The 16,222-nt window shown below is 51.1% G+C and carries 12 protein-coding genes and 1 pseudogene; 6 read left to right on the top strand and 7 right to left on the bottom strand.

Annotated elements, in window-relative coordinates; all coding sequences use genetic code 11:
• The 7 genes from KXR87_RS13530 to KXR87_RS13500 form a co-directional block, all read right to left on the bottom strand.
• The coding region (locus KXR87_RS13530) for a PAAR-like domain-containing protein (protein ID WP_437432758.1) at window positions 1–3,092 on the bottom strand (3,092 nt) is incomplete at its 3' end.
• A 2-nt stretch (window positions 3,093–3,094) separates the two neighbouring features.
• Window positions 3,095–4,270, bottom strand: a complete 1,176-nt coding sequence (locus KXR87_RS13525) for a DUF2169 family type VI secretion system accessory protein (protein ID WP_437432757.1) — start codon at window positions 4,268–4,270, stop codon at window positions 3,095–3,097.
• Between the two features lie 10 nt (window positions 4,271–4,280).
• Entirely contained in the window at window positions 4,281–6,272 is a 1,992-nt protein-coding gene (tssI, locus tag KXR87_RS13520; RefSeq protein WP_437432756.1) for a type VI secretion system tip protein TssI/VgrG, read from the bottom strand.
• Between the two features lie 359 nt (window positions 6,273–6,631).
• Complete coding sequence (locus KXR87_RS13515; protein WP_437432755.1) at window positions 6,632–6,868, bottom strand: hypothetical protein; 237 nt, start codon at window positions 6,866–6,868, stop codon at window positions 6,632–6,634.
• A gap of 173 nt (window positions 6,869–7,041) precedes the next feature.
• Window positions 7,042–7,440 carry a hypothetical protein gene (locus KXR87_RS13510; protein ID WP_437432754.1) on the bottom strand — a complete coding sequence of 133 codons (399 nt, stop codon included), beginning with the start codon at window positions 7,438–7,440 and terminating at the stop codon, window positions 7,042–7,044.
• Entirely contained in the window at window positions 7,422–8,066 is a 645-nt protein-coding gene (locus tag KXR87_RS13505) for a hypothetical protein (RefSeq protein WP_437432753.1), read from the bottom strand. Before KXR87_RS13505 ends, KXR87_RS13510 begins: the two co-directional genes overlap by 19 nt.
• Window positions 8,067–8,425: 359 nt before the next feature.
• A complete protein-coding gene (locus tag KXR87_RS13500) occupies window positions 8,426–8,944 on the bottom strand; it encodes an Hcp family type VI secretion system effector (protein WP_001142965.1) in 519 nt (172 codons plus the stop codon).
• 679 nt (window positions 8,945–9,623) lie between these two features.
• On the opposite strand from KXR87_RS13500, the gene tssB reads away from it, so the two are divergent.
• The 6 genes and pseudogenes from tssB (at window position 9,624) to tagH (ending at window position 16,213) form a co-directional block, all read left to right on the top strand.
• On the top strand, window positions 9,624–10,130 hold the full coding sequence (gene tssB / locus KXR87_RS13495; RefSeq protein ID WP_437432752.1) for a type VI secretion system contractile sheath small subunit: 507 nt from the start codon (window positions 9,624–9,626) through the stop codon (window positions 10,128–10,130).
• Window positions 10,131–10,152: 22 nt separating this feature from the next.
• Window positions 10,153–11,637: a type VI secretion system contractile sheath large subunit gene (tssC, locus tag KXR87_RS13490; protein ID WP_437432751.1), complete on the top strand. Its 1,485-nt coding sequence runs from the start codon at window positions 10,153–10,155 to the stop codon at window positions 11,635–11,637.
• Window positions 11,638–11,645: 8 nt separating this feature from the next.
• A complete protein-coding gene (gene tssE, locus KXR87_RS13485) occupies window positions 11,646–12,065 on the top strand; it encodes a type VI secretion system baseplate subunit TssE (RefSeq protein ID WP_437432764.1) in 420 nt (139 codons plus the stop codon).
• Window positions 12,066–12,070: 5 nt separating this feature from the next.
• On the top strand, window positions 12,071–13,888 hold the full coding sequence (gene tssF / locus KXR87_RS13480) for a type VI secretion system baseplate subunit TssF (protein WP_437432750.1): 1,818 nt from the start codon (window positions 12,071–12,073) through the stop codon (window positions 13,886–13,888).
• Window positions 13,855–14,901 (top strand): annotated as a pseudogene (gene tssG, locus KXR87_RS13475) (type VI secretion system baseplate subunit TssG). Before tssF ends, tssG begins: the two are co-directional and overlap by 34 nt.
• A 16-nt stretch (window positions 14,902–14,917) precedes the next feature.
• Window positions 14,918–16,213, top strand: a complete 1,296-nt coding sequence (gene tagH, locus KXR87_RS13470) for a type VI secretion system-associated FHA domain protein TagH (protein ID WP_437432749.1) — start codon at window positions 14,918–14,920, stop codon at window positions 16,211–16,213.
• Window positions 16,214–16,222 lie beyond the last annotated feature (9 nt).

Here is a 16,222-nt window from a genome sequence, read left to right as displayed (position 1 = left end):
GCCGTCAGGCTGTTGACCATCGTGCCCCGGTGGGAGTCGGCCGTCATCGTCAGGTTGTACGCTTTGTCATACAGGTACTGGCGGTGCAGGGCACTGCTGTGCTGCTCTGCCAGCATCCCGGTCTGCGTCCAGCCCTGCCGCTGGTCAAAACCGGCGGCGCTGGCCCGGCGGATTTCCTGGCCGCGCAGGTCGTGTTCAACGGTCAGCGGGGCGTGGTCTGCTATCTGCCACGCTTTCAGCTCTCCCGTCAGACCACGGCTGAAATGCTCCGTGATACCGGCAGTGGTGCGCTGTGCGACATAATCCTGCTGCGCATCGTAACGGTACTCAGTCCGCCTGCCGTTGAGGGTTTCCGCCACAACCCGGCTGGCCTCGTTATATTCATACGCCACCGTGGCATCAGTGTTTTTCGCCTCCACCAGACGACACAGGCTGTCATAGCGGAAGGTGGTGTGGCTCAGCGTGCGGTCGCTGTCGCCGTGCGTGACCGTTTCGTCTGTCACCTGGTCGGTGACGTTAAAGCGCCGGTTGAGATGCGTGCCGTCCGGGAAGGTGGTGCGGATGCAGCGGCCTGCGGCATCATACTGATAGCGCAGCGTGCGCCCGGTGAAGTCGGTTTCGCTGATGAGCTGCCCGGCTTTGTCGTATTCCAGACGGTAGTGCTCACCTTCGGCATTGATGATTTCGGTCAGACGGGTGAGCTTGTCGTAGCGGCATTCGAGCCGTTCGCCGTCCGGGCGGATGAGGGCGGTGAGCAGGTCGAACGCGCCGTACTCATAGCGTGTGGTTCTGCCTTCTCCGTCGGTAAAACTTTCCGGCAGCTTTTCGCTGTTGTGGCGCATCAGCTCCCGCACGCCGTCCGGTCGGTTAACCTCTTCCACACTGCCCAGTGGACCGGCATGCGTTTTGCTCTGGCGGAACTGCGTGGTGAATCCCAGCGGGTCCTGCACGCTCAGCAGGCGACCCAGGACGTCCTGCTCAGTGTGCGTCACGCCGCCGTCGGGGGCGATGGTTTTTCGTACCTGGTGCAGCGCATCGTAATCCCACTGCCAGCCTGCGCCGCCGGGCATCACCTGCCGGAGTAAATCGCCCTGCTCGCTGTAGCTGAACTGCTGCTGCCGGCCCTGCGGGTCGGTGAGGCTGACCATGCTGCCCCGTTCATCATACGCCCACTGCCAGACCTGATTACCCGGTGCGGCCAGGCGGGTGAGTTGCCCGGCATCGTTGTAGTCATAATACAGGCTGTAACCGCCCGGCAGATTGACCCGGCTGACGTCGCCGTCATCATTGTAGTCATACGCGGTGGTCCGCCCGGCTGCGTCGGTGTGGGAAATGAGCCGTGTGTTCTCCCGGACGGTGAAGCTCTCGCGCCCGAGCGGGTCGAGGCGGCGGGTGACCAGACCGTCGTCGTCATACCAGTAGCGGGTCTCACCGCCTTCGGCGTCGATGTAAGTGGTGCAGTATTCTTCGTCGTTATAGATAAACCGGTCGTCATAATACCCTGCTGTTGACAGGGTGCCGATGGCCCGGCCCAGGGTGTCATAGCTGATGTCGACGCAGGTTTTAGCCGTATCCCGCCAGCGGGTCATAAACCCCTCCGGCGAATACTCATGCCACAGACGGGAGAACTGGAAGGTGTCGCAGCGGACAAGAAAGCCGTGCTCATCATACTCACAGGTAACCAACCGCTGCGGCTGCGGTGCGACGAGGTCAATGCTGCGCAGTTGCCCGTCCTGCCAGCCCAGCGCGAGCGTGTGACCGTCGCTGTGCTGGATGGCGGTCAGCCGCCCGTCGGTGTGGATAAACTCAGCCCGGTTGCCGCAGGCGTCGTGCAGGGCGCAGAGCCGGTACTCACCCTGGTCTGCGGGCGAGAAACAGCGTGTCTGCCGGGAGTGGCGGTCAAACAAGGAGAGCGTTTCCCCCAGTTTTCCGGAGAGCCGCAGGTTTGCCTGACGCGAGTTAACCGCGTTGTGGAACACACCATCCCAGGCGACAGGGTAATAAAGCACCACGCCTTCATGATCGGTAAAGTGCAGGTTGCTGCCGACTATTTTCAATGAGACAGACCAGTCATCCGTCCATTTCGGGCCAAATATACCGCCGACCGTGGCACGGGAGCGGTAGAAGCGTGAGAGGGTCAGCGGCAGCGAGCCGGGAAGTGTCAGGACGCTGAGTTGCTGGATAAAATCACCGGTGCCGACGTTTACCGGGTCACCTTCGCAGGTGCCGTATCTTGAACAAGTCCCTTCGCCTTCATCGCCCTGTTTCTTTTTTTTCCCCTTGACGTTCGCGCCATCCCTGTTGCCGCTCATGCCATTGGCTTTACTCAACAACGCCGCACCGGCAATTGCCTGGACGGCAATCATCAGACCGCGATTCTCTGGCGTGTCGATAGCTTCGTAGGTCTGGAGTGCCTCGCCACCGATCTGCCCGGCAATATTACGCGCGGTCTCAGGAGAGAGGCCGTAGTAGCCCGATGCATATAACATCCGCCCGATTGCCTCACTGTTCATTGTTCCGTCGTTAGTGTGGTCGGTGAAGGCATCAGACCAGGCATTTCGTGTTTCGACCATGTTTTGCGTGGCGTTCCTGCGGGACGCGCCTTCATGCGCAAAAGCACTGAACAGGGCGTCGAGGAAGCTTTTTTCTTCGGGGGTCTCGGGCTTAACGCCGGCGTCAGCAAAACCTGAAAGTACGTTCATGGCGGGGGGCTGGCCGAAGATCATTCCGGTGGTGTTGCGGTTGTTCATCCAGAACGTATCACCATGCCGCAGAACCGCTTTGCCTCCCACTTTTACCGTCGTACTGTGCTGTAACGGCTCGCAAATATCGCCCACGGTTCGGCTGGCGACGCCCTTTGCCGTGCCGGGTTTGTCCCCTTTTGTCTGCGGGATATAGCTCTGATCCAGAACCAGTATGGGGCGACTATTCGCTTTTACCGAAGGAACCGTGTCCACTGAGTCATCCATATTAGCGGTAACGGAATAGGGGATCGGGGGCGTTGAGTCACCACGCGGCGTTTTACAGACATCCGGTGTTAAACTGATAACGACCCATGCGCTGTCCTTGCGCGAAATATAATTAATAGCCATTTTTACATCCCTGTGTTGTAGCGAACCTCTGTCACGCGGGCTTCAATGTCGAAGCGCATGACATAGCGCCAGGTCATCTCTACGGTGAGCGTATTTGTGTCAATGTTCAGCGTGTCGAGGTGCATCTTCTGCGGCACAAGGCCACCGTTATTCAGGCGCAGTAAAATTCGTCCCTCGTGCGGCGGCAGGGCAAAACGGATATCACCCTCCGGGCTGAACCCCGTCAGCACGAACGCCAGACCCGGCAGAGGGAAAGGGATCCGTTGATCATCCGGGGCGCAGTTCCAGTAGCTGAAATTAAAATCATCCGGTAAATCGGGGTGTCGGGTCTCAAGCCATTGCTGGTCATAGGTGCCCGCCAGTGACAGGCGTGGCAGCCAGGCACGGCTAATCACGCCAAAACCCGCAGGCTGGTATTCCGGCGCAAGCCAGTCGGCTTTCCCGTTCAGGCACTCAGTGAACTGCTTCAGGGTGAAAGGACTGGTCAGTACCATCATGCGGGGAGCTTCAATCTGCTGTAGCTCGCAGGCCCGCAGATACCACGCCTGCGTGTAGCCCAGCCCGAGTGGGTTTACCGGACAGGCCATATGCGCCAGCGGCGGGTTGCCTGCTCTGGGATGTTCCTGCTGCTGCGATTTAGTAAGACGGTACTCCTGCGGGATACGATCAGCGTATTCGCTGTCGGGTTCGACAAGACATTCGCCACCAAAGGCGTAGCGGTAATCGAGGGGCAGGGAAGTGAACGGCTCCGGTTCAGTTTCATACCACTGTCCGGTTAACATCTGGCGCTGATAAAACCGTCTGCCGGTTATGCGCAGCTTTTTATCTGTCAGCACCTTGCCTGTCGATGAGCGGATCAGCAACCCTGCCGTCATCTCCGGCACAGCAACGCCGCCAGGCGTGTAAGCGGTGCCAGTGATAATTATATCGCAGGCGGGTTTCAGGGGGGCAAGATCGCTTTCGCGCAGTACCGGTGAGCGGTTGATTTCCCCGGCATATTCATCTTCCATGCATAATGGGAGTACCGGGTTTTCTAATAATTGGGTCTGCCATTGGCCGTCTTCATCTTTAAAAAGACGAAAGCCGGTTTTCATGACTACCACGCGATGACGTTCGTTGTGTTTGTCGTCCATGGCGTACTGCATCACTGAGAATGGCGTCAGATTGCGAAATTCCATTTTTCACGCCTCAGTTAATGAATACGTCTTTGCCGTTGATATGCACCGGGCCGCCTGCGGTGAAGTCAAACTCTGTCCCGGTAATCGTCACTTTCCCACTTTTTTCCATTTTGATTGAGCAGGCACCACAGACAAGCTCAATAAGATCGCCTGAAATGACCTTCGTTTCCCTGGTGACATCAAGGGTGTAGCTTTGCTTAACGTTGACGTTCTGATCCTTTATCACGGTTTCGGTGTCATTCCCTGTCACTGTAATAAACTGGTTGTTGTCCACATTTTTTCGGCGATCATGGATGACATGCAGCTTCTGGTCATTGTGAACAGTAATTTCCTGATCGTTTGCCACTGTTGTTTTCTGGTCATGACCGCCCTCTTTTTTAGTGCCTACGTTAATGGTTTGCCCCACTTTCACGGTCACTTGTTGGTTATTGTCCACTGTCTCGGTATGGTCATGGTTTACCCTGGTGGTTTTGTCATTCAGCACTTCGGTCTGCATATCCTTCTGTGCATGCATGTAGATATGTTCATTCGCAGTGGCATCCTCAAAACGCAGTTCGTTAAACCCTTCACCTTTATAGGTTTTCGAGCGGATGGTCATTTGCGTTTTAGTGGCGGGTAGGCTGCCCGGAGAACGATTATCCTGGTGATAGGTGCGTCCCATGATGATGGGCTGATCCGGGTCGCCGTTGAGGAAATCTACGATCACTTCTTGATTGATACGCGGAATAGCGAGATTACCGAATCCCGGTCCCGCCCAGGCCTGGGAGACACGGACCCAACAGGAACTGTTCTCGTCTTTTTGGTTATATCTGTCCCAGTGGAATTTCACCCGCACACGACCATGTTCGTCGCAGAAGATCTCTTCTCCCGCCGGGCCGGTGACGATGGCACTCTGGGGACCGTCAACTGTAGGTTTAGGATGCGGAGTGGAACGCCAGGTTCTGTCTGCCGGGATTGCAGCAAAATGATTGTGCAGCGTGGTGCCCCGCCTCTGGCTGCCATGAAGCGCCTGGGGCTGTTCCCCTGAAAGAACGCTGCTGACCACCTGCCACTCCCGGTTCAGGGTTTCCTGAGGATGATTTTTCAGCGTAAATCGCGTCCCAGGCCACAGTTTTGGTGAGTTGCTGGAGCCACCGGCTCTCTCCGCACTGTTACGCAGGCCGTCCATCTGGTATCGGGAAAACGCCTGCCCGTGCGACTCATCCTTGAATCGCCCTGGATAATCGAAGATTTCATACTGTGTGAGCTGGTTATTTAGATTCCGGCCTTGCTGGTTATACTTACCTTCCCAGTCTGGGGTTTTAAAAGTGTAATCTTTACTCAGTACGGAGGAGGGGCGGATATTGGCTTCATAAGTGAAGGTGCTGATACATTCGGTGGTGACTTCCGTTGTAGTGTTCGGGTTGAAAGTAATGGCATCTGCTGTCTGAGAGAGTCCGGCTACATCGTCACATAATGTCAGTTTTTGCTCTGAACTGTCTGGTGACAGTTTGTCATAGAAGAAAATCCCTTCCTCCGCCCACAGGCGAGACAAAAATGCCAGATCGCTTTCGCCATACTGCACGCAAAATTCACGGGGCGGGTGGTCTTCATTAAAGGAAGGCATCCAGTCTGTCACGCCATTTTCCTCCAGCAGGGTGGAAGAAATCGTCTGAATATTCTGTTGCTGGAAAATACGAAAGTTCTGTCGCAGACTACAGCGCCATAAGGGGGGCTGAATACGGAGACAATATTGCATCTGCCAGCGATTATTCTCCTTCATCCCGAAGCCAGTCACCACCCCGGTGACGCAACGCAATACCTGAATTCCTTGCCAGATAGTTAAAATTACCTTTTTTTCCAATAAGTTTTTTGCTTCCAGAGTAAATAGCTTGCTGGCGACATTAATATCTAATGTAAATGGTTCGGAGTAGTGTTGTGTTAACCAGAAGCTCACGACGGCAAAAGTATCTACCTCCTGTCCGTCTACCTGAAGTGTAAAACGCAGACCTTGTAATGACATAATTGCCTCTGTACTGAAGAATGTAATTGTGAAAAATAATCAGGTTTAATAATCATGAATGCTATATCTGTAAGCTATCTGTACTACATTAATTTCTAACTCAATTGGTTTTTTATGTTTGTTCTTTGATGTGTTTCAACTATTATTTCTACAGCTGCCTGGGTAGAAAAGGCTTTTGTATTCGATAAAACAAAGTGCTGTTTATCAGAAGTCTGGTCTTATATATTTGATAGACGGTGATGTGTCTTTTGTACAAAAAACACTCTTCGCCAACTTCTTTGCTGCCAAAAAAACGGATGTGTTTGCATGTTATTTTTATGTTTGTCGATCAAAAATTCAAATTCACTGGTTATGCGTTATCATAGTTTTCTCAACTCACTTTCTGAAATAAAATATAATGGAGTGTTCTTCCCAATATAAACACCTTCAGGTGTCCAGGTTATCTTTCCCCACTGGTCTATAACGTCTGAAAAGTTACTGTCATTAATGTTAAATCTGGATAAACCAATTACGCCTAATTTATGTGAAATGATCCTGTTTTTATCTGAATAGAGTTCTGCTTTTATCTGTATTCTGTCATTCTGTATATCACCCATATAGACGGCGATGCCATACTTATGAATAATGTCAAAATCTTTCGTAGACCAGCTTATGGAAATTATTTTAGTATGATAAAAATGGTTTTGAAAAACAAAATAAATCGTAAATAGTGATAAAGATACAATTAAAAAAGCATGTACTTTATCTTTTATTTTTCCAAACTTAAATATCATCGATGCTCACCTAAAATTTTTTTTGAGATGAAAAATTCTTTACCAATTCTCACGCCTTCAGTTTGCCAAACAATATCGCTCCATGCATCAAGTTCATTCTTGTTATCGACCATTCCAATGACACCAAAATCTCTATAATAAGAGATAAAATAAAAATCCTGTCGACCTGTGTAGATTCTGAGCTTTATCTCAACCGTACCCTTTTTTTTCGCACCTGTGTAAACATACACACCATACATTGCTTTACCATATGGGCCATCTCCCCAGGTTACGGCGATAAGATTACGGTATACCATATAATATTCTTTAAAATAAATTGCACCTGTAAAAATCAGAAAAATATAAATTAGAGCGTATCCTTTGTATATTAAAGATTTCATTTTGCTGTAAACCATGATATTGGAGTTTCTTTTTCTGTTTTATAAATCCCGTAAATATTAAACTCCTTGGCGAAACACTCTCGGTGAAACTCGCCAAAGAAATCATCCGAAAGGAAACCAAGGATACTCTTACCCTTATCCCAGTTGTATCTATCATGTATGTGAAATTCAAAGTCGAGAGTGTAATAAATTCTATCATATGAATCCTCAATATTCACATAACCCTTACCCCAATACTGAAAGCCACCGATAGCATAGTATAAATCCCTTTCCTTCTGAAAATATCCGCCACTCGTTGCAGATGAAGTGATATAGTATTTTTCAGGTGGTAATGATTCACAAAACTCTCGCGCCTCGTTAAGTTCTTTTGCATATGCTTCGCTCAGAACTATGGAATTCTTAAGTAATTCTGGCATATTTTTTAATTTATAATCATCACCTGTCATATTAAGATAATAATTGAAATGTTCGATTGAATGCTTTCCAAATATAAGATTTGGTATAACAGGTAATGCTATCACCGCTTGAATAGCTCTTTTATATGCTAACGTAGATGCGCTTTGAGGTATTTTACACCACTCTCCTGCACCAGCATCAGTAAAAACATTCGGGTCATCGCTTCCTAATTTATAAATTGACATCACTTATCACTCTATGCAGTGTAAACGGTTTGGATTCGCTTTGTATTAACCAAAAACTTACAACGACAAAGGTGTCAGCCTCCTGTCTGTCTACCTGAAGTATTAAATGCAAACTCTTAGTGATATTTTGACCGCCGTGGTTCGCAGAAACAGACACGACTACCGGACAGCAAATGTGGCAGTACGGTGTGAAGCTTGCATTCGGATGTGTTCAGGCATGCTACCGCCGAAGTTTCCGGCATCCGCCATCTCCAGAAAAAATGCAACTCCTTAATGACGCGAGCTTTTTTCTTCTTGCACAAGCAAAAACAGCACGCTGCACATAAGGGCAGGGTGCTGTAAGTTCACATAATCTGCATTTATGCTTCCAGCGGCGCACGCCAGTCATCAGCACCGGAGGTGCCCGATTTGACGTGTTCCCACTCGATTTTGCGGTAGGCCAGTTTTACCGCGAGCAACTGCGTGAATTCACGCTGTGTCGGGTCCTGGCAATGCGGCATATGCAGGTTCATATCCACAATGGTCGCGTCGGTCAAGCGCGTGGTGAAGTAATGCTCCTGTTTACCTTCGACAGAGGTGCGCCACCAGTGCATTTCTACTTTTGGCAGCATTTCACCGGATGCCAGTGCGTTGTACATCAGCGGGACAGCCTTGTTCAGCGCTACGGTAAAAATGAACGGCTTGTGGGCGCGCTGACCGCTTGGCTGACCGGACTGCGGATCAGTAGGGACTGTTACGTTATGCAGGAATTCCTGTACCAGCATCTCGTCTTCATGACCCTGTACGTAGATGTTGCCCACGGAATCCGCGGTGAAAGCCCCTGCAGTGATATTGCCCTGGGTCTGGCCTGTAATTGATATGTAACATGGTGTTGGCATGTTTAACTCCTTCTGGGTAGTCTCAGCGACTAATGCCGTCCTCTGCCATTAGCTTTCGGCAGGTAACGTGTTGTGGTTCTCTCCAGGAACCGCTTTTTCGTACCCACCTCAGGTAAATAAATTTACCCCGGCAGGTAAAACGAAAATCGTCAAGTGTGTATTTAGATGCGTATTCAGACATCCAGGTGCTGGTCATTAACATGCATCTTCATGATATTTTTAATGGGCATCTTTGAATCATGAATAAATATTATATCCATAAAATTTTATTGTAATTTAATAAATACATTGTCGCTTTAAATGACTTTGTATGAATTAAATAGAAATATTATATGCATCCAGGTTAATTCATTTATAAGGCCCATGAAAAATTAATAAAAAGAGCATTTGAATCAATGCGTTGCAAAGCAATAAATATGAATAACTAATTGTTTTATAAGGGTTTTTATGGTTCCACTGCGTGCCGAGGTGCGTTAGATTAATTTAATGATACCTTTCTTTTTTAAATGAAAAAAGCATTTTCAAAATAATTCTTCACGGGTAGAATATCGACTTGAAAGCAGTGCCTGACTTTATTTATTATCGCCATTAACGCGAATTTTTTGGTATTTTTTATGCTTCGCTAACAGTGCCATTTTCATGGCGAAAACGCTAACCTGAAACCTGATGGACTATTTTCATGAGCAGCAGAAAAAATGACGGTGGCGGCAGTATTGCCCCTAAAGAACGAGTGAATATTAAATTTCAGTCAAAAACAGGAAATCAGACGGCGGAAATTGAGCTGCCGCTAAACCTGTTGGTAACGGGTGATCTGACCGGAGGGCGGGATGACACACCACTGGATGAGCGGCAACCCGTTGCTATCAACCGTAATAATTTTAACGCTGTCCTGGAGCAGGCGGGTATCAAACGTGAATTCTCAGTTCCCTCTGCGCTTAGTGAAACGCCTGATGCACGCATGAGCGTCAACCTGAAAGTGAAATCCCTCGCCGATCTGGCGCCAGACAACATCACCACCCAGGTACCGGAACTTAAAAAGCTACTGGAACTGCGTGAAGCGCTGGTTGCGTTGAAGGGACCGATGGGTAATTTGCCTGCTTTCCGCGCCCAGATTAAGGCGTTACTGGATAACGAAGAAAGTCGCGAGCAATTGATCGCGGAGCTGGGCCTTGCTGGCCAGAAATAACACTTTGTACAAGGATTTCAGTATGTCAGAAACCATCTCACCGGAAGTATCTGCTTCCTTCGCGCCGGTCACTGCACCTGGTCTGCTTGATGAAATCATGGCGCAGACCCGTTTTAAACCGGAATCCGAAAGTTATGATATCGCTCGCCAGGGGGTAACGGCCTTTATTAGCGCACTTTTGCAACGCGATGATCAAGCAGAGCCTGTTGATATTCTGGCAGTCAATGCAATGATTGCCGATATTGATGCGCGCATGGGGCATCAGATGGATCTTATTCTCCACGCCCCGGAATTCCAGGAGCTGGAGTCGTTTCTGCGCTCACTGAAACTGTTGGTTGACCATGCCGATCCACGTGAAAATATTAAAATTCACGTTATGCATGCTACCAAAGAAGAGCTGCTGGATGATTTTGAATTTGCACCTGAAATTACTCAGTCTGGGTTCTACAGGCACGTTTACTCCAGCGGTTTCGGTCAGTTTGGTGGTGAGCCATTCGCCGCCGTGATTGGCAATTACGGTTTCGATAACACTACTGCCGATATGAAGCTGCTCAAATACATTAGCGCCGTCAGCGCAATGGCGCACTGCCCGTTTCTCTCTTCAGTATCACCGGAATTCTTTGGGCTGGATTCATTTACCGAACTCCCCGGCATTAAGGATGTTGCTGCTATTTTTGAAGGCCCGGCTTATACCAAATGGCGATCATTACGTGAGTCAGAGGACGCGCGAAATCTCGGCCTGACGGCACCTCGCTTCCTGTTGCGCCATCCTTACGCACCGGATGAAAATCCGACTAAAAACTTTAATTATCATGAAGATGTAAGTAAAAACCACGAACACTATTTGTGGGGGAATACTGCGTTTCTTCTGGCCGCCAACATGGCTGAAAGTTTTATGTCCACGCGCTGGTGCCCCAATATCGTCGGCCCGCAAAGCGGTGGCGCGGTAAAAGATTTACCGGTGCATTTATATGAATCAATGGGTCAGCTTCAGGCCAAAATTCCGACCGAAATTCTCATCACCGACAGGCGGGAGTATGAACTGGCAGAGCAGGGGTTTATCACCCTGACGATGCGCAAAAATTCTGATAATGCTGCATTTTTCTCCGCCAACTCGGTGCAGAAACCAAAAGTTTTCCCCAACACTCCGGAAGGGAAAGAGGCCGAAACCAACTACAAACTTGGCACCCAGCTTCCTTATCTTTTTGTTATCAACAGACTGGCGCATTACATCAAAGTGCTGCAACGCGAACAGCTCGGTTCGTGGAAAGAGAGGAGCGATCTTGAGCGCGAGCTGAATACCTGGATACGTCAGTATGTTGCAGACCAGGAAAACCCGCCTGCCGATGTTCGCAGCCGTAAACCGTTGCGTCAGGCGAAGATCGACGTCTCTGAAGTGGAAGGCGATCCAGGCTGGTATAAGGTCGGCCTGAGCATCCGTCCCCACTTTAAGTACATGGGGGCGTCGTTTGAACTGTCCCTGGTCGGGCGTCTGGACAGGGAATAAGCATCATGATAACGGAGCGGGAGTCCGGGAGCAGTCTTTTTGAGCGTATCTGTGAGGCGGCAAATCCACCTTCTCATCAGTGCCAGAAAGCGGCGTTGTTACACTCGATACGCAATAACCTGTGCAATATTCTCAACACCCGTTCCGGTAGTTGTTATGGCTCACCGGAGCTGGGGCTCATTGATTTTAATGATGAATCCCCAGACTGCCTCAACATCCGGGACGGGATGCTCCAGGCCATCAGAGACTGCATTCTGCATTACGAACCCCGTATTACGGACGTAGCAGTAATGTCTGTCGCAGAGGATCACTATGCACCGCTGGAGCTGCGTTTTCATATTGTGGCGTCGCTGGATTTTAACAACCAGCAGGATGTTCTGGAGTTTGACATTCTGCTGGATAAACACCAGCACTGGAATGTGGAGTAAACCTGATGGCCTTCGAAGAACGTTATTATCGCGAAGAACTGGATTACCTGCGTCAACTGGGCAAACTACTGGCGCGTGAAAAACCGCATCTGGCTCGTTTTCTGACTGAAAAAGAAGGTGATCCAGACGTAGAACGCCTGATGGAGGCCTACGCCTTCCTTTCCGGTGGCTTGCGACAAAAACTGGAGGACGCATTCCCGGAGTTTACTCACGGCTTAATCAATATGCTGTGGCCCAATTACCTTCGCCCTGTACCGGCTATGACGGTGATTGAATACCAACCCAAAAATGAGCTACAGACTCCGGTTCAGGTTTTACGCGATGAGTTGATCAAAACCCGTACCGGCCGTTCGCCAATGTCCTCTCAGGGCGCATTGTCTGATGATGAGCAAAGTGCCCGGCCGGCCTGCCATTTTACACTCGCGCGCGATACCTGGCTGCAACCGTTGAATGTTCAGGATGTGCGTAACACCAGCACTCTGAAAGAAGGGATCATTGAGGTCGATTTTTTCACCAGGGGGAATATTTCCCCGAACCTGCTGGATTTAAATAAGCTCACATTCTGGCTGGGTAATGAGGACGATTACACACGCTACCAGCTTTACCTGTGGTTTAGTGAACGACTGATGGACGCCGAACTGGTCGCCGGAGACAGACGGTTGCCTCTGTCGAATTTGTGGCTGGAAGCCGCCGGATTTACGCGCGAAGATTCGCTATTGCCGTGGCCAAAAAACGTCCATAACGGCTATCGTACTCTCCAGGAGTATTTTTGCTATCCAGAGAGCTTCTTCTTCTTCCATGTGCGCGACGTTGCCCCAATTCCGGATGATTTTCCGGTACGCACCTTTACGTTACGTCTGCATTTTAATCAGCCGTTACCGGTGGATATCAAGCTTCGTAAGCTGTCCTTACGACCCTACTGTTCGCCTGCCGTGAACCTTTTTTTTCATTATGGTGAACCCGTCAGCCCGAATGGCACTCTGTTCCAGTATCCGCTTCGTGCCAGCCAGCAGCACCCCGAATCATGTGATATTTTCAGGATAAAATCTGTTTCCAGTAAGATCCGAGAGTCAGGGCAGGGCAACCATTCCCGCCAGTGGCCCGAATTTGAAGGTTTTCAGCACCAGATCGAGTACAGCCGCCAGCGCGAGGTGATCTACTGGCATCATCGGACAAAAACCTCCCTGTTCCACCAGGGGCTTGAACATGCCATCGCTTTCGTCCATGCCGATGGCAGCCTGCCGGAACCGTCCCGGCTGAAGGGAGAAGTGTTTACCGCATCGCTGGTCTGTACTAACCGGATGCTGCCCGCTTCGCTGCATACTGGTGACATCTGTGAAGCTGTCAGCAAAAACCCGGCTGTGGCTTCGTTTAGCAACGTGACGCGCCCGACTCGCCCGTTATACCCGGTTACCGATGGCGACATGCACTGGTCACTGATTTCCTGCATGAACCTGAACTATCTCTCCCTGCTTGATCGCGAGGCGCTGATTCAGGTGATGCGTACTTTCGATTTACCCGGGATCCATCATCCACAGCAAGCCCGGCTTTCCAGCCAGAAACTTGATGCGATCGAAAAACTCGATACCCACCCGATTGATCGCCTGTTTAAAGGTGTACCAGTCCGGGGACTTGCCACCACAATTTGGGTAAACCCTTCGCCCTTTGTCTGTGAAGGCGAGATTTATCTGCTGGGTACCGTGCTGTCGCACTTCTTTGCCCTGTACGCCAGCATCAATTCATTTCATTGTCTGAAAATCATCAACACGGAAAGTCAGGAGGCCTGGGAATGGCAGCACACGGGCCAGCACGCCCTGATGTAGGGGCACATGACAGCTTTCCGGCAGATGTACGCGGGATGAATTTTTATGTCCTGATGGATGCGCTCTACCGCAGGTACGGCGAGCCGGGCCATGAACCGTCTCTGCGCACTGAGCCTGCTCAGGAAGTGGCTCTGTTCAAATCTGACCCCAGTATTGCCTTTCCCTGCAGCGACCTGACCTCGCTGACGCGCAATGATGCCGGACAGTTCACGCTAACCACAAAATTTCTGGGCTTCTCCGGCAGTCAGTCGCCGCTGCCTGGTTATTACCTGGATCGTATGGCGCGGGAGTCTGCGCAGAATGAAGAGGGGCTTGCGGCATTTCTTGACCTGTTCAGTCACCGCTGGACGCAGTTTGCTTATCACGCCTGGCGTAAATACCGCTATTACATCTGCTTTCGCAACGGCGGTACGGACGTTTTTTCACAGCGCATGTACGCGCTGGTTGGGCTGGGTAATAAAAGCGTGCGCGACAAACTGGCCATCAACCACAGTCGGATGCTGGCCTACGCTGGTATTCTGGCTACCCCCGGGCGCTCGCCAGACGTGGTTTGCAATCTGGTCTCCCACTGCTTTGATCTGCCGGATGTCGCTATTGAGAGCTGGCTTCTGCGTAAAGTGTCAATCGATCCTGCCCAGCAAAACCGGCTGGGTGTGCGTCATCCGAAGAAGAAAACCGCCGGGTATGTCCCCGGGCGCTCAGTAGTCGGCGTCAATTTTACGCTGGGTGCCAGAGTCCAGGATCGCAGCGGTAAATTTCTGCTGCGAATAGGCAACCTGTCAATGTCACGCTACCTCTCGTTTTTACCAGATGGCGATAACCATGACGCACTGAAAATGTTCATCTCCTTTTTGCTGCGCGACCAGCTTGCCTAGGATTTACAGCTGGGTATGGCGCCGGAACAGGCGCAGGGGATGCGGCTGGGTGATCCTGGCTGCACCTGTATTAAACGCACGGCGTTTATCGGTAAACCGAAAACGCCACCCTCCATCACTCTCCACATCAGGGACTAACTATATGGAGCCGCATATGGCTGAGGAAAAACCACAGCCTGCCGCGTTATCACTGACGTTGCAGGTGATGAACGGCAATGAGCTGGAGAGCGGACGCGCCGCAAAATGCCTCTTCTCTGCTGAAGGCGGGGATATTGGTCATGCCCCTACATGCCGCTGGCCAGTGCAGGACCGGGTCGGTTCGATTGCTGGTCGCGCCTGCCAGATTGTCATGCATGATGGCGCATTTTGCCTGCGTAGCCTGATGCCAGGGCTGATGATCAACCTGGCATCGGTCTCCGCGGATACTGGCCTGGTGCGTCTTCGGCAGGGGGATGAAATCGGTCTGGGCGCACTGGCGCTGAAGGCATTTATCCATGAGGGCAATCTGGTCAGCTACCGTGAGCAGATGGCCGCTCCGGAAACCATTGTTACCAACCGCGATCGCCTGGCCGACACATTATTGAGCACCGATGGTCAGCCTGCCTATCCGGGAATGCCCCAGCGTCATCTGCTTGCCGATACCGTGATAAACGGTTTTTCCACCGACCCACTGCAGGCGTTGCGAGCCGAAAGCCTGACAACGCCGGGCGATCTGTTTTCCGGGACCCCCTCCGGTTCTACGGTGCCAGTCTCAGAGCCGCTAAAGGACAATACGATTAATACACCGTTTATGGATCTACCGCCGCAGTATACCGACCCACAGAGCAGAAGCGACAGCGCAACTTCTACAGAGGAAATGAAACAGCGCCACCTTGCCGTCGCCCCGCTGTTACGCGGGCTGGGCTCATCACTTGCCGTGCGTAACTCGCAAGAAGCTGATGATTTTCTTGAAGAGGCCGGAAGGACATTACAGGCAGCCATCAAAGGATTGCTCGATTTACAGCAATGCCGTAACAGCTTGTCAGACAAACACCTGCGCCCGCTGGAGGATAACCCGCTGCGTCTGAATATGGACTATGCCAGCGCGCTGGATGTGATGTTTTCTGAGGGCAAGAGTCCGGTACATCTGGCTGCGCCTGCCGCCGTAAGCGAAAGCCTGCGTAACATTCGCAACCACGAAGAGGCGAACCGGGCGGCGATTGTGGAGTCGTTGCGCGTGCTGCTGGATGCGTTCTCGCCGCAGAGTCTGATAAAGCGTTTTGTGCAATACCGCCGCAGTCATGAGTTGCGACAGGAGCTGGATGATGCCGGGGCATGGCAGATGTACAGCCACTACTACAACGAGCTGGCCTCCAGTCGCCAACAGGGTTTCGAGATGCTGTTTAACGAAGTATACGCTCAGGTTTATGACCGGGTACTGCGGGAAAAACAGCGGGAGCCGGAAGCATGACAGGGCGTT

The organism is Yokenella regensburgei, from assembly GCF_051486985.1.
Taxonomy (GTDB): domain Bacteria; phylum Pseudomonadota; class Gammaproteobacteria; order Enterobacterales; family Enterobacteriaceae; genus CBFFRJ01.
The sequence above is the reverse complement of the archived record's forward strand: the minus strand, read 5'-3'. Positions and strand labels throughout refer to the sequence as shown.

Bases quoted from the DNA above. Each gene is read 5' to 3' on its own strand.
- KXR87_RS13525 (WP_437432757.1), bottom strand. From the start codon at position 4,270: ATGGAATTTCGCAATCTGACGCCATTCTCAGTGATGCAGTACGCCATG.
- tssI (WP_437432756.1), bottom strand. From the start codon at position 6,272: ATGTCATTACAAGGTCTGCGTTTTACACTTCAGGTAGACGGACAGGAG.
- KXR87_RS13515 (WP_437432755.1), bottom strand. From the start codon at position 6,868: ATGGGTGATATACAGAATGACAGAATACAGATAAAAGCAGAACTCTAT.
- KXR87_RS13510 (WP_437432754.1), bottom strand. From the start codon at position 7,440: ATGGTTTACAGCAAAATGAAATCTTTAATATACAAAGGATACGCTCTA.
- KXR87_RS13505 (WP_437432753.1), bottom strand. From the start codon at position 8,066: ATGTCAATTTATAAATTAGGAAGCGATGACCCGAATGTTTTTACTGAT.
- KXR87_RS13500 (WP_001142965.1), bottom strand. From the start codon at position 8,944: ATGCCAACACCATGTTACATATCAATTACAGGCCAGACCCAGGGCAAT.
- tssB (WP_437432752.1), top strand. From the start codon at position 9,624: ATGAGCAGCAGAAAAAATGACGGTGGCGGCAGTATTGCCCCTAAAGAA.
- tssC (WP_437432751.1), top strand. From the start codon at position 10,153: ATGTCAGAAACCATCTCACCGGAAGTATCTGCTTCCTTCGCGCCGGTC.
- tssF (WP_437432750.1), top strand. From the start codon at position 12,071: ATGGCCTTCGAAGAACGTTATTATCGCGAAGAACTGGATTACCTGCGT.
- tagH (WP_437432749.1), top strand. From the start codon at position 14,918: ATGGCTGAGGAAAAACCACAGCCTGCCGCGTTATCACTGACGTTGCAG.